The 12,368-nt window shown below is 43.2% G+C and carries 13 protein-coding genes; 8 read left to right on the forward strand and 5 right to left on the reverse strand.

Features of this window, described 5'->3' with window-relative positions; all coding sequences use genetic code 11:
- Nucleotides 1-421: 421 nt before the first annotated feature.
- Nucleotides 422-1,111 (reverse strand): YggS family pyridoxal phosphate-dependent enzyme, encoded by a 690-nt coding sequence (locus tag ABIC84_RS06530; protein ID WP_429263053.1) that lies wholly within the window; start codon nucleotides 1,109-1,111, stop codon nucleotides 422-424.
- 43 nt (nucleotides 1,112-1,154) lie between these two features.
- Between ABIC84_RS06530 and ABIC84_RS06535 the strand changes: the two genes are divergently transcribed.
- The 4 genes from ABIC84_RS06535 to ABIC84_RS06550 all read left to right on the forward strand — a co-directional run bounded on the left by ABIC84_RS06535 (nucleotide 1,155) and on the right by ABIC84_RS06550 (nucleotide 6,061).
- The gene (locus tag ABIC84_RS06535) at nucleotides 1,155-1,730 is read left to right on the forward strand and encodes a DUF4296 domain-containing protein (protein ID WP_090523992.1); all 576 of its coding nucleotides are present in this window, start codon (nucleotides 1,155-1,157) and stop codon (nucleotides 1,728-1,730) included.
- 4 nt (nucleotides 1,731-1,734) lie between these two features.
- The gene (locus ABIC84_RS06540; protein ID WP_429263054.1) at nucleotides 1,735-4,098 is read left to right on the forward strand and encodes an endonuclease MutS2; all 2,364 of its coding nucleotides are present in this window, start codon (nucleotides 1,735-1,737) and stop codon (nucleotides 4,096-4,098) included.
- A gap of 247 nt (nucleotides 4,099-4,345) precedes the next feature.
- Entirely contained in the window at nucleotides 4,346-4,708 is a 363-nt protein-coding gene (locus ABIC84_RS06545) for a VOC family protein (protein ID WP_429263055.1), read from the forward strand.
- 267 nt (nucleotides 4,709-4,975) lie between these two features.
- On the forward strand, nucleotides 4,976-6,061 hold the full coding sequence (locus ABIC84_RS06550) for an SGNH/GDSL hydrolase family protein (protein ID WP_429263056.1): 1,086 nt from the start codon (nucleotides 4,976-4,978) through the stop codon (nucleotides 6,059-6,061).
- Nucleotides 6,062-6,133: 72 nt separating this feature from the next.
- Here ABIC84_RS06550 and ABIC84_RS06555 read toward each other — a convergent pair whose 3' ends face one another.
- A complete protein-coding gene (locus ABIC84_RS06555; RefSeq protein WP_429263057.1) occupies nucleotides 6,134-6,694 on the reverse strand; it encodes a hypothetical protein in 561 nt (186 codons plus the stop codon).
- 325 nt (nucleotides 6,695-7,019) lie between these two features.
- Between ABIC84_RS06555 and ABIC84_RS06560 the strand changes: the two genes are divergently transcribed.
- From ABIC84_RS06560 to ABIC84_RS06570, 3 genes are all read left to right on the forward strand, one after another.
- Nucleotides 7,020-7,718 (forward strand): CoA transferase subunit A, encoded by a 699-nt coding sequence (locus ABIC84_RS06560; RefSeq protein WP_413318342.1) that lies wholly within the window; start codon nucleotides 7,020-7,022, stop codon nucleotides 7,716-7,718.
- A 142-nt stretch (nucleotides 7,719-7,860) separates the two neighbouring features.
- Nucleotides 7,861-8,517 (forward strand): 3-oxoacid CoA-transferase subunit B, encoded by a 657-nt coding sequence (locus tag ABIC84_RS06565; RefSeq protein ID WP_429263058.1) that lies wholly within the window; start codon nucleotides 7,861-7,863, stop codon nucleotides 8,515-8,517.
- 408 nt (nucleotides 8,518-8,925) lie between these two features.
- On the forward strand, nucleotides 8,926-9,264 hold the full coding sequence (locus ABIC84_RS06570) for a superinfection immunity protein (protein ID WP_429263059.1): 339 nt from the start codon (nucleotides 8,926-8,928) through the stop codon (nucleotides 9,262-9,264).
- On the opposite strand, the gene ABIC84_RS06575 is transcribed toward ABIC84_RS06570, so the two are convergent.
- Genes ABIC84_RS06575 through ABIC84_RS06585 form a run of 3 tightly spaced genes read right to left on the reverse strand, consistent with a single transcriptional unit; the run spans nucleotide 9,261 to nucleotide 11,685 of the window.
- Nucleotides 9,261-9,893, reverse strand: coding sequence for a uridine kinase family protein (locus ABIC84_RS06575; RefSeq protein WP_429263060.1), 633 nt, complete (start codon nucleotides 9,891-9,893; stop codon nucleotides 9,261-9,263). The genes ABIC84_RS06570 and ABIC84_RS06575 overlap by 4 nt on opposite strands.
- On the reverse strand, nucleotides 9,886-10,899 hold the full coding sequence (locus ABIC84_RS06580; protein ID WP_429263061.1) for a LysM peptidoglycan-binding domain-containing protein: 1,014 nt from the start codon (nucleotides 10,897-10,899) through the stop codon (nucleotides 9,886-9,888). Before ABIC84_RS06580 ends, ABIC84_RS06575 begins: the two co-directional genes overlap by 8 nt.
- A 21-nt stretch (nucleotides 10,900-10,920) precedes the next feature.
- Nucleotides 10,921-11,685, reverse strand: a complete 765-nt coding sequence (locus tag ABIC84_RS06585; RefSeq protein WP_429263062.1) for a DUF4905 domain-containing protein — start codon at nucleotides 11,683-11,685, stop codon at nucleotides 10,921-10,923.
- Nucleotides 11,686-11,781: 96 nt separating this feature from the next.
- Here ABIC84_RS06585 and ABIC84_RS06590 point away from each other — a divergent pair, with 96 nt between their 5' ends.
- A complete protein-coding gene (locus tag ABIC84_RS06590) occupies nucleotides 11,782-12,261 on the forward strand; it encodes a Dps family protein (RefSeq protein WP_090526149.1) in 480 nt (159 codons plus the stop codon).
- Nucleotides 12,262-12,368: the final 107 nt, after the last annotated feature.

Consider the following 12,368-nt stretch of genomic DNA (forward strand, 5'->3'; position numbering starts at 1 on the left):
TGAACCTAAGAAACGGAAAAAAGCAGCCTTTGAGATTGTTTACGACATATTCAATCCCTTAGGTTAACGGATATGGTGTTGTCACCAACAACTTCATATTTATTTTAACAGGTGTTCAACTTTTTTAGGTGTGAACACTTACAGATATCCTCCCAAAAAAACAACTGATAATCAACTATTTAATTTTAACGCATATTACCCATTCAAACAAAATGAACGCATAATAACTGATAATCAATTACTTAACTTTACACGGTTTTATAAGTTGAACACCCGTTTCTAAAAAATTGAACACTTAAATTTCATTTCAAAAACATGTTGTTGGTAACAACACCAACAACGGGCAGAACGAATTATTTGAATGGTAGTTTCATTCTGTCAATTCTTTAATCCCATAAATTCCGGTTCAGACAAATTCTAATCAATTATTCTTCCAGTGCTTGATCAGCCTACCTCCAAATATGGTGCTGCCCAGTCTTACCATATTGCTGCCCTGCTCAATGGCCAGTTTATAATCCGACGACATACCCATCGACAAAATATCAAAACTTTCTTCCTTCCTGAAATAGCTCAATTTTATGCCTTCAAAAAAGGTGTTCAGTTCGTAATATTCTTCTTTAATCTGCTTTTCGTTATCGGTATTGGTAGCAATGCCCATCAAGCCACGAATACGAACGTTTTTCATTGCAGCAAATTCTTCAGAGCGAAGCAATTCTATTGCTTCATCAAAGCCCAGTCCGTATTTGGTTTCTTCGTCGGCTATATAAATTTGCAAAAGGCAGTCAATTATTCTTCCGGCTTTTTCAGCATGTTTGTTGATCTCGTGCAAAAGCTTCAGGCTATCAACAGACTGGATCATACTTACAAAAGGCGCTATATACTTTACCTTGTTGGTTTGCAGGTGACCAATCAAATGCCATTCGATATCTTTAGGCAGTTGCTCATACTTCTCAACCATTTCCTGCACTATATTTTCGCCAAAAAGGCGCTGCCCCGCATCATAGGCTTCCTGTACATCGCTGGCAGGTTTTGTTTTTGATACGGCCAATAATATTACCTTATCTGCTTCCGTTTCCTTTTTTAAGCTTTTGATGTTATCTGCAATGCTCATTTATCCGTAAATTTGCTTAATTAATCAGCCGCTAAATTACTGAATGCATAAATATATAACCTTGTTTTTTTCTGCAGCACTTTTTTTATGTGCCTGCAATGGCAAAAGTATTCCCAACGACGTCCTCAAACCCGACGCCATGGCAGCGGTTTTAACCGAAATGCACATCATCGACGGCAGCCTGTATAATACTACGCAGATACCCGATAGTTTGTATAAATACGGCGCGGGTAAATACATTGCCATGTTTCAACGCCTGCATACCGATACCGCGCATTTTAACCGCAGCATGCGGTACTACGCCATGCAGCCCGATAAACTGCTGGCCATTTATGACCAGGTGGATATAAAAATTAAAAGTAAAACCGATTCGCTTGCCAAAGTGCAAACAGAACAGAGCAAGGCTACGCGTAAGCTCGATTCGCTAAAAAACTTAAATATTAAAACTAAAATAGATTCGGCAAGAAAAATGCATCCTCATGAAAACACGGAAGCCCGCAAAGCCGACTCATTGAAAAATTTAAAAACTAAACTAAAAACCGACTCGGCAAGGAGATTCCATCCCCGCAAAAGCAAGAAAGCCCGCAAAGCCGACTCGTTAAAAAACTTAAAGTCATAACCTGATGCTTTACCCCCAAAACAGTGTAGATAAGCTGGGTTTTACCGAGATAAAAGAACTGATAAAAGCACATTGCCTGAGCGAAATGGGTCAACAAATGGTTGACAAGATCCAGGTGATGAGCAATTACGACCAGATCCATAAATTCCTGAGCCAGGCAAACGAATTTAAGAATATCCTGGTAAATGATGAGGCCCTGCCCATCCAGCATTTTTTCGATATAAAGTCCCTTGCCAATAAAGCCCGTATAGAGGGCGTTTTTTTAAGCGAAGAAGAGTTTTACCAGGTTCAGGCTTCGTTAACCACGGTATTTGCCGTTATTGCCTATTTTAACGAGCGTGAAGGCCTGTACCCTAACCTTGAAGCCCTTTTTGAGCACCTGCCTATTGAAAAGGCGATCCTTAAAAAGATAGACGCCGTGATTGACCAAAAAGGCAAGATCAGGCCCAATGCATCGCGCGAGCTGATGGAAATTACCACAGGCATTGCCAAAGCCGAACAGGAAGCCCGCAAAAAAATTGATATGGTTTTTAAAAATGCCACATCAAACGGCTGGGCTGCCGATGGTTCATTAACTGTACGTGATGGCAGGCTGGTGATCCCCCTGCTGGCCGAAAACAAACGCAAACTGAAAGGCTTTGTACATGACGAGTCAGCCTCGGGCCAAACAGTTTACATTGAGCCCGAAGAGGTATTTGTGCTCAACAACCGCATCCGCGACCTGGAATTTGAACGCCGCCGGGAGATAGTAAAGATCCTGACCGCTTTAACCACCGAATTAAGGCCTTATGTGCCTTTGCTGCTCTCCTACCATGGCCTGTTAACCAAGCTTGATTTTGTGCGTGCCAAAGCGCTGTTTGCCATTGATATTGAAGCCGAAATGCCGCAGGTGATAAACGAGGCCAGGGTTAAATTATACAATGCCCGTCACCCCTTGTTGTTCCTGAATTTTAAGGCCGAGAAAAAAACGGTTGTCCCGCTTAATATGCAAATAGATGAAGGTATACGCATCATCGTGGTATCGGGACCTAACGCGGGCGGTAAATCTGTTTGTATGAAAACCGTTGGTTTATTGCAAATGATGGTGCAGGCTGGTTTACTCATCCCTGCCGATGAAGCCAGTGTTGTAGGTGTATTTAAACAGCTTTTTGTTGATATCGGTGATGACCAGTCGATAGAAAGTGATTTGAGTACGTACAGTGCTCACCTGTCCAAAATGAAAAACTTTGTGGAGCAGGCGAACGGTAAAACCCTCATCCTGATAGATGAGTTTGGTACCGGTACCGATCCGCAATTTGGCGGACCGATTGCCGAAGCCGTATTGGAATCGCTTAACCAAAAAAAGGTTAAAGGTATGGTAACCACCCACTACTCCAACCTTAAAATATTTGCCAGCAATACTGAAGGGATCGAAAACGCATCGATGTTGTTCAATAACATTGAAATGAGGCCGTTGTACCAGTTAGAGATCGGCAAACCCGGCAGTTCATATGCTTTTGAGATTGCACAAAAGATCGGTTTGCCGGCAAACGTGCTTAACCTCGCCAAAAACAAAATAAGCGAAGGGCAAAAAAAGGTGGACACCCTGCTGGTTGATCTGGAGCGTGAGAAACGTTCTATTTTTGAAACCAAACAAAAACTGGATAAGCAACAGCGCAAGGTAAATGAATTGCTGGCCGAAAACGAGAAACTGAAAAGTTATCTTGAAGAAAACCAACGCTCGCTCATTAAAGAAGCTAAAGACCAGGCCAAGAATATTATCCTGAACGCCAACAAGCTGGTTGAAAACACTATATCCGAAATTAAGAGCAGCAATGCCGATAAGGAAAAAACCCGCCAGCTGCGCGAAAACCTGAACGTTGAACTTAAAAAGAACACCGTTAAAACTGAGGCGCCAAAACCTGCAGCTCCTGTTGATGAAGAGCTGAAACCAGGCGACTGGGTGAAACTCACCGATTCGGAAACTACGGGCCAGGTAATTGAGATCATTAAAGAAAACGTAGTAATTGCCATTGGCGATTTGCGTACGGTTGCTAAAAAGAAACGCGTGATCAAAGTTTCCAAATCATCGGTACCTAAAGAGATCAGACGAAATTTCAGTTCGCACACCAATGACATGGCCAGTTTTAGTCCGGAGATTGACGTACGTGGCCAGCGTACTGAAGATGCGCTTCACGCCATTGAAAAACTGTTTGACCGTGCACTGATGATGGGCTTTAACAACCTCAAGATCATTCACGGTAAAGGCGATGGAATTTTACGCAAAATGATCAGGCAATACCTCAAAAAATATGAACAGGTTGACCGCATGGAAGATGAACATGCTGATCGTGGCGGAGATGGAATAACTTATGTATATTTGAAGTAACGGCAAGGTTAAAATATCATAAAAGACCCGTCATTGCGAGTACCCATCAGGGGAAACCTGAAAAAAAAAGTGATGACGTGAAAAATCATATTTGATAACCAGTTATTTACGATCACGTCATTATAAGGTACGAAGCAATCCCCGATTAGCATAGCCGCTCTGTACAGTTTGGGATTGCTTCGTACCTCGCAATGACGGCTTTAATTGAACTACGTTTTTACAATTTGCGCCCTAACCTATTTCAAATATGTCTTTAAAATCTATTGCGCCCATGTTATACACCCGGCAGGTACGGGAAAGTGTTGATTTTTACATTAATAACCTTGGTTTTACCTGTATTGGTTATGATGAAGACTGGGGATGGGCTACGGTAAGCCGTGATGATATTGAGATCATGCTGGCCTTGCCTGTTGACAGTGCATCGTTCACAGTGCCAAAATTTACAGGCTCATTTTATATCCGCACGGATAAGGTTGACCTCTTGTGGAGCGAACTGAAAGACAGGGCGGTGATTTGCTACCCCATTGAAGATTTTAATTACGGCATGCGCGAATTCGGCGTGTTTGACTATAATGGCTACCTGCTGCAGTTTGGAATGCCGATTGAATGATAGTTTCTTAACAAATATTAGTGGATAAGCCAATGATTTATCCGCTTCCCCGCCGTTGTTGGTGTTGTCACCAACAACATTTGCTTACCAGTTTTATTAACCGTAACGTAATAAAAAACATAATTTATTGAAAAAGTAGAAGTTGTTGGTGACAACACCAACAACGGCATAATAATAGTTTCTTAACAAATATTTGCGGATAAGGCAATGACTTATCCGCTTTTTGCATAAGTTTCCTATTTTTAGGGCAGCCAAACCCTAATAAAGATGCGCAGATTATATTTTCTTGTACTTTTTATTGCATTTACCGGTTCAATAACAAGCTGTCTTGCTCAAAATATTATTTTAAAGAGCAAAGATCAGCGCATCCGTTACACCGGGCGGATCAATCAAACCGATGAAGCTGCCGAACTATACTGGACGGGCTCATCCTTAAAAATCAACTTTGATGGAACAGGCGCATCGGCTGTGATGCAGGATGAACGGGGCGAAAACTATTTTACCATCATTGTTGATGACAAGGTTGTAAACACCATTCACCTTGATAATACCAAACAGGCTTATACCCTTGCCGAAAATCTGCCTGCGGGCAAACACACCCTTGAGCTATTTAAACGTACCGAATGGGACAAAGGCAAAACCTTTTTTTATCAGTTTACCTTAGCTAAAGACGCCACTGCATTAACTGCACCAGAGGCTAAAAAACGTAAGATCGAATTTTTCGGCAACTCCATTACCTGCGGTTATGCCGATGAGGACACCACCGGGCAGGACCGCGGCAGCGCTCCTTATGAAAACGGCTACTTGAGCTATGCAGCCCTTACTGCCCGTCACTTCGATGCACAGTATGTTTGCACCTCTAAAAGCGGTATCGGCATTACGGTGAGCTGGTTCCCGCTCATTATGCCCGAAATGTATAACCGTCTTGACCCAACAGACCCAACAAGCACCTGGAATTTCAAAAAGTATACGCCCGACGTAGTAGTGATCAACCTGTTTCAAAATGATTCGTGGATTGTAAACCAACCCAACAACCCACAGTTTAAAGAGCGCTTTGGCAGTAAAGCCCCCGAGCCGGAGCAGATCATTAAAGCTTATAAAGAGTTTGTAAAAAGTATCCGCAAGGTATATCCTAAAGCACAGATCATTTGTGCGCTGGGTAGCATGGATGCAACCAAAGCAGGATCGCCATGGCCGGGTTATATTGAGAAGGCTGTTGCTGCTTTAAATGATAAAGGCATTTACACGCACTTTATTCCTTATAAAAATACCCCCGGTCACCCGAGCCTGAAAGAGCAGCAAGCTATGGCCGATGATTTGATCGCTTTTATGGAGAAGACGGTTAAGTGGTAAATTTTAAATTGTCATCACTTCTTGCGCTCGTTTGCAACGAGCGCAAGAAATAACAAGCGCTAATCTTTTACTTTACTCCCCTACCTTCTGCTGATCAGGCAGCTCATTTGGGCCGGGGATATTGGTTTGTTGTTTTTTACTGGCATCCCCGTCATCATCTGCAGTTCCTTCCTGGTATTGCTGCTGCGGGCTGGGCTTGCTATCACTGGTTTCCGTTTGCCCACTGTCCTCATCCGAACGGCCGTTTTGTGATACGTTGATCACATTACTGTAGTTGGCGTTACCGGCCTGGTTAGGATCCTTAAAATTGCTGTTTTCGGGATGTTCCTCGGCAGGCTGGGTTCGATTAAAGTATTCGTTATTGTTGCCGGCCATTTGCGAGGGGTTGTCTTTATCATTACCTGCCGGGGTGATATTGTTTTGGCCAAAGTTTTCACCCCCCATTCCGTTTCCTTCCATACCCGGATCATTTGGGCTTTTCATTTCCGAACTGCCAAATAGATAGCTTCTTTTCAGGTCTTTTTCTTCTTCATTATTGTCGTCGTCATCCACCCGGTAAGCATTGGGTTTATTTCCTTCATGTTCGGGGCGTTTAAGCTCGTCGCTCCTGAACTCGTCGTCTCGTAATTCCATAGGTTTTGATATTTGATGTATTAATTAATAATAAAATTAATTTCTAATTGTTTTATAAAACCTATAAATCAATGTCAAATCAATCTCTTTTTGGCGTAAGCCTTGTGTGCCGGAGGTGCGCGGCTGACTTGTGCCCTCCGAATTTATCGTCCTAAAAAATTCACAGCCCAAGTTCCCCAACGCCTTTGCCATCGCACCAAACTTGAGCTAAGGCAAAATAATATCCCCTAAATCCATAAAACACAAACCTGCCCTAATAAGTTATCTACATAACCATAAGCTTCAGGCTTATTTTACTTATTTTTATAGCAACCAATTATAATATATGAATAAAGTAGTTAGTGGTGCTGATGAGGCCATCCGCGACATTACCGACGGTATGACCCTTATGCTGGGCGGCTTCGGCTTATGCGGATTGCCCGAAAATTGTATTGCCGCCCTGGTAAAAAAGGGGGTTAAGCAACTCACCTGTATCTCCAATAATGCCGGGGTTGATGACTTCGGTATCGGACTGATGCTGAAGCAGCGCCAGGTAAAAAAAATGATCTCATCGTACGTAGGCGAGAACGCCGAATTTGAACGCCAGTTACTAAGCGGCGAGCTCGAAGTAGAACTGATACCACAAGGTACGCTGGCCACCCGCTGTATGGCCGCCGGTTACGGTATGCCTGCCATATTCACCCCCGCAGGTATTGGTACCGAAGTGGCCGAAGGAAAAGAAGTTCGCAATTTTAATGGTAAGGATTATTTAATGGAGATGGCTTTTAATGCCGACTTCGCCATTGTAAAAGCCTGGAAGGGCGATACTATGGGCAACCTGGTATACCGGTCAACCGCCCGCAATTTTAACCCGGTAATGGCTATGGCCGGTAAGGTAACCATTGCCGAAGTGGAAGAACTGGTACAACCCGGCGAACTTGATCCGGACCATATCCATACACCGGGTATTTATGTGCACAGGATTTTTAAGGGAAGTAACTATGAAAAGCGCATAGAGCATGCGACGGTAAGGAGTAAACAATAAAACAATGCTTAGCCGCGCGTCATTGCGAGGAACGAAGCAATCGCGAACTTTACAGAGGGACTTGCAGGGCCGCTCTGCTTCTTGGGGATTGCTTCGTACCTCGCAATGACGGGAGCTACAAAATACATTTTCAAATTGAATTATGTTAGACAAACAAGGCATCGCAAAGCGAATTGCAAAAGAAATAAAAGACGGTTATTATGTTAACCTCGGCATTGGCATCCCAACGCTGGTAGCCAATTATATACCTGATACCATGGATGTGGTACTTCAATCAGAAAATGGTTTATTAGGTATGGGGCCCTTCCCTTTTGAGGGCCAAGAAGATCCGGATACCATTAATGCCGGCAAACAAACCATTACTATATTGCCCGGATCGGCAATATTTGATTCGGCGATGAGCTTTGGGATGATCAGGGCTAAAAAGGTAAACCTTACCATCCTTGGCGCTATGGAAGTATCCGAAAATGGGGATATAGCCAACTGGAAAATCCCCGGTAAAATGGTTAAAGGTATGGGTGGCGCTATGGATCTTGTAGCGTCGGCCGAAAATATCATTGTAGCCATGCAGCACGTAAACAAAGCGGGCGAATCAAAGTTGCTGCCCCAATGTACCCTTCCCCTCACCGGTGTCCACTGCGTTAAAAAAATCGTGACGGAGCTGGGTGTATTTGACGTTTTGCCCGAAGGTGGTTTCAGGCTTATTGAAAGGGCTCCGGGAGTAAGTGTTGAAGAAATAAAACAAGCTACGGCAGGGAAGCTCATTGTTGAGGGGGAGGTGCCGGAGATAATTCTGTAGTCACGTCATTGAGTAACCATCAAGGAAATCCTGAAAAACACCGCGATGACGTATAAAATATATCTTAGCGATGGTGCGCCGGGCGCGTTAGCGATAGCAGCGGATACCGGCCTTGTGGCTAATGCCCGTGCAGTATGAGCGTATAGCGCGGGCCACAGGCAACGCCCATATCACAAAACAGGCCAAAAAAAAACCAACTTGATAATCAATTATTTAGGATGACGTCATCATAAGGCACGAAGACAACCGACCGTAGGGAGCTCATTAATACCTATAAAACAAATTACAATTATTAATAATCCCCAATAAGCAAGTCCGCTCTGTATAGCTCGCGATTGCTTCGTTCCTCTCAATGACGATTTAGTAAAACCCTATAGCATCCCTCAAAGAAACTCCTATCTTTAAAACATGAATTTCATATTTGGCATTGCTGGAATGATGGGCATGGCCATAGCCGCGCTGCTGTATTTTATACCAGCTATAATAGCCCGCGAAAAAGCCGACTTTAAACTGATCTTCCTGTTAAACCTGTTTCTGGGATGGACTATTATCGGCTGGATCTGGGCGCTTATTTGGTCGTTTGAAAAGGAAAAAGCGCCTTTAGATTATTATAAAGCCGGCTATCCTGATTATACAACCGAAAAAGCGCTGAAGCTGCATGAACTATACAAACAATTTGATGCCGGCGTTATTACCAAAGCCGATTACGACAAAGCACTGAAAGAGATTTTAGGCGATCCGTCTTAAAATAAACGTCCCCTCAAATCAGCTGAAATCTCTTCTGTTATCACCATAATATCTTCAGCAACGTGGGTGTTATTGGTGATCACACGGTCGCATTCATCTTTGTAGGGCAGCAGGTATTCTTTATAGGCCGGCACTACGTGGTTGATCCATTTATACATCACATCATCATGCGAATAACCGCGTTCTATCAGGTCGCGTTTAAGGCGGCGCTGCAGGGCAACATCTTCATCGGCATCAATAAAAACCTTCAAATCAAGCAGCTCAGCAATATCTTTAAAATGCAAAATGAATAAGCCTTCCACTATCAGGATAGGTGCAGGCTTGATCTCTATCATTTTAGGGATAGCATCGGGGTTATTGAAAGTGTATTCCTGTTTCAGGATAGGTTCTTTGTTTAAAAGCTTGCTGATATCCTGCTGAAAATGTTCATGATCAATAGTTGAGGGGAGGTCAAAGTTATATTCTTTGTTCTCCTCCTTGGTCATGTTATGTGCTACCGGGATGTAATAATCATCCTGCGATACGAGGCTCACCTCGTCGGCAGTAAAATGTTCTAAAAAGCACTTTAAAAAAAAGGTTTTGCCTGAGCCGCTTCCGCCGGCAATTCCAATAATATAAGGTTTATTCATTCGGGCTGCCGTAGCTGATATTTACCTGGAAACGTTTATCTAAAGCACCTAAAGCATCGGCAGTGTTCTTGGTCATGATGATCAAAACATTTTTGTTTGTTTCGTTATCGGTAAAACGGCCAACAACCTTTGCAAAGGTGGTATGATTGTTCATAGGGTTGGTAATTTTAATGATGGTGCCTATTGGTGCTGTACGGTGCAGTACCAATTCCTTTTTAGGATCTAAACCAGCGTCATCCATCCAGGTAGCTACACCTTTTTCAACCTTCTCGTACAAACCAAAACGATTAGCTTTGCCATGATCGCCGGTGGTGTCCTGCTGCGCAGCAACAGAAGTTGAATCGCGCTGCATTACAGGCTGTTTAACCTCTTCGGGAGGTAAACCGCTGCGCACATTAATAACCTGGTTAGGAGCTAATGAATCAGAGCTTAATTTATTAAGTGCTTTGATATCCTCAACAGAAGTATTGAAACGCTTGGCGATAGAAAACAAGGTCTCTCCGGCTGATACTTTGTATTGCTGCACGTTAAGCATGCTTACTTTTTTAACGGTATCGGCAGCAGCCTGCTGTGGTTTGCTTGCAGCAGGTTGCGTTACAGGCGCAGGTGAGCTAACCGGAGCTTGTACCTGTGGTTTGTTTTGCTGAACAGGGGCCTGGGTAACCGGCTTTTGTTGTACAGGCGCAGGAGTAGTTGCTACCTGTTTTGCAGGCGCAGTTACGGCAGGCTGTGCAGCAGCTTCACCTGAAAAAGGTAATTCGGTAGGTACTTTAACAATACCGCCAATTTTAAGCGGGGCGTTATTATTAAACTGTATAATAGCTTTAGGGCTGACGTTGTAGCGACGGCCTATAGAGTAGTAATTGTCTTTGGGATCGAGTTTGTGAACAATCACTTTTTTGCCGTTCAGGTTTTCAACGCCTATCGAGTCGACAAGCGGGTTTGCAAAAAGCGATATGGAGAGTGTGAGTAAGGGAGCGACCAATAATAAAATCTTAAATTTCATAATAAATTATAATACAGTAATTTACAAGTTCAACACTATTAAGCCCGATCTGTTTTTTAAATAGATGAGCTGATTATTATGTAGTACAAACGCCTCGGGTTGCATTTTTTGTATAGCGTTATGTAACAAATCGTGATACAAAAGGGTACCCTCCTCGTTAAATACAAACAAGTGCTGTTCAAGATGCTCCTGCAAAAGCGTGTGCAAAGATACAATTCTGAATCTATTGTAGCTGATATAATGAACCGCATTTGCATATACGCTGAGCGGTAAATATGAACTATTTACTTCCGTTGCAGGTACCAATTCAGGGCTAATGATCTGATTATTCAGAGGTTGATCAGGCACGGGCTCATATCCTTTTAGTGCATTGCCGGTTTTAACATCAAGTAAAAATAATTTCTTTGGTTGTAGCTGGGCATTGTAAACTACAGGGCCATTTACCGACAAATGATCAAAAGCTAAAGTAAAGTTGCTCCATAATGCCTTGCCTGTTGTAGCTTCAATAGCTGTCAAGCCCTTATGTACCGGCCCCATAGCCGATTGGTAATTATGTAGCAACAATACACTGTCGTAAGCAGCTTCAATACCGATAAGCCAGCGCTCGGGGGTGGTTAAACCTTCAAAATAAACATCACCGCTTTGCAGGCTCAGGGCCGAAAAACTAACCTGCTTATCGGCATGGTCCCTGATCTCCAGAAACAGCGTTTGGCTGCTTTCGTCAATTTCCATACGCCAAACCGGGGCCTGGTAATTTTTGATGATGAAGGGTAAAAGCGAAGTCATAAAGTTGCAAATATGCTCATTAAAATTAAAACTGTTTACCTTTACCAAACATTGCCCGCAAAGGCATGTTACACTTAAAAACATCACTATTTATTTATGAATGCTAAAGAAATAAGCCTCGAAGAAGTTAAAGTAAAACCCGTAGTTGACCACCTGAACGACCTGCTGGCTAATTACCATATCCATTACCAAAAACTGCGCGGCTGCCACTGGAACGTTAAAGGCACGAGCTTTTTTACCCTGCACCTGAAATTTGAAGAGCTGTACACTGCCGCGCTGGTTACTATTGATGAGCTTGCCGAAAGGATCCTGAGCCTTGGCAAACCTCCTATCAGTACTTTTAAAGATTATATTGAAACATCAAGCATCAAAGAGATCCAGACCATCGGCCTAAAGGATACCCTGATGGTGAAAGCTATTATTGAGGACCTGGCTGCGCTGATAAAAATGGAACGCGAGATATTGACCATCACCGCCGATGCCGGAGACGATGGCACAAACGACATGATCAACCGCTTCATGCAATTCAACGAAAAAAATACCTGGATGCTGCGTTCATTCGTGAACGAGGACTAACGCGTACATAATCCTACTGTAAAAAAGCCACATCGGGGACAAACCGGATGTGGCTTTTTTTAAAACGGGGTTTACACCGGTTTGCATATTTCATATATTTGCACTAA

Origin of the sequence: Mucilaginibacter sp. 3215 (assembly GCF_050433785.1) — a bacterium.
Classification (GTDB): Bacteria; Bacteroidota; Bacteroidia; order Sphingobacteriales; family Sphingobacteriaceae; genus Mucilaginibacter.

What these genes read in the sequence shown, in the direction of transcription:
- ABIC84_RS06530 (WP_429263053.1), bottom strand. Translation starts at nt 1,111, where the DNA reads ATGAGCATTGCAGATAACATCAAAAGCTTAAAAAAGGAAACGGAAGCA.
- ABIC84_RS06535 (WP_090523992.1), top strand. Translation starts at nt 1,155, where the DNA reads ATGCATAAATATATAACCTTGTTTTTTTCTGCAGCACTTTTTTTATGT.
- ABIC84_RS06540 (WP_429263054.1), top strand. Translation starts at nt 1,735, where the DNA reads ATGCTTTACCCCCAAAACAGTGTAGATAAGCTGGGTTTTACCGAGATA.
- ABIC84_RS06545 (WP_429263055.1), top strand. Translation starts at nt 4,346, where the DNA reads ATGTCTTTAAAATCTATTGCGCCCATGTTATACACCCGGCAGGTACGG.
- ABIC84_RS06550 (WP_429263056.1), top strand. Translation starts at nt 4,976, where the DNA reads ATGCGCAGATTATATTTTCTTGTACTTTTTATTGCATTTACCGGTTCA.
- ABIC84_RS06555 (WP_429263057.1), bottom strand. Translation starts at nt 6,694, where the DNA reads ATGGAATTACGAGACGACGAGTTCAGGAGCGACGAGCTTAAACGCCCC.
- ABIC84_RS06560 (WP_413318342.1), top strand. Translation starts at nt 7,020, where the DNA reads ATGAATAAAGTAGTTAGTGGTGCTGATGAGGCCATCCGCGACATTACC.
- ABIC84_RS06565 (WP_429263058.1), top strand. Translation starts at nt 7,861, where the DNA reads ATGTTAGACAAACAAGGCATCGCAAAGCGAATTGCAAAAGAAATAAAA.
- ABIC84_RS06570 (WP_429263059.1), top strand. Translation starts at nt 8,926, where the DNA reads ATGAATTTCATATTTGGCATTGCTGGAATGATGGGCATGGCCATAGCC.
- ABIC84_RS06575 (WP_429263060.1), bottom strand. Translation starts at nt 9,893, where the DNA reads ATGAATAAACCTTATATTATTGGAATTGCCGGCGGAAGCGGCTCAGGC.
- ABIC84_RS06580 (WP_429263061.1), bottom strand. Translation starts at nt 10,899, where the DNA reads ATGAAATTTAAGATTTTATTATTGGTCGCTCCCTTACTCACACTCTCC.
- ABIC84_RS06585 (WP_429263062.1), bottom strand. Translation starts at nt 11,685, where the DNA reads ATGACTTCGCTTTTACCCTTCATCATCAAAAATTACCAGGCCCCGGTT.
- ABIC84_RS06590 (WP_090526149.1), top strand. Translation starts at nt 11,782, where the DNA reads ATGAATGCTAAAGAAATAAGCCTCGAAGAAGTTAAAGTAAAACCCGTA.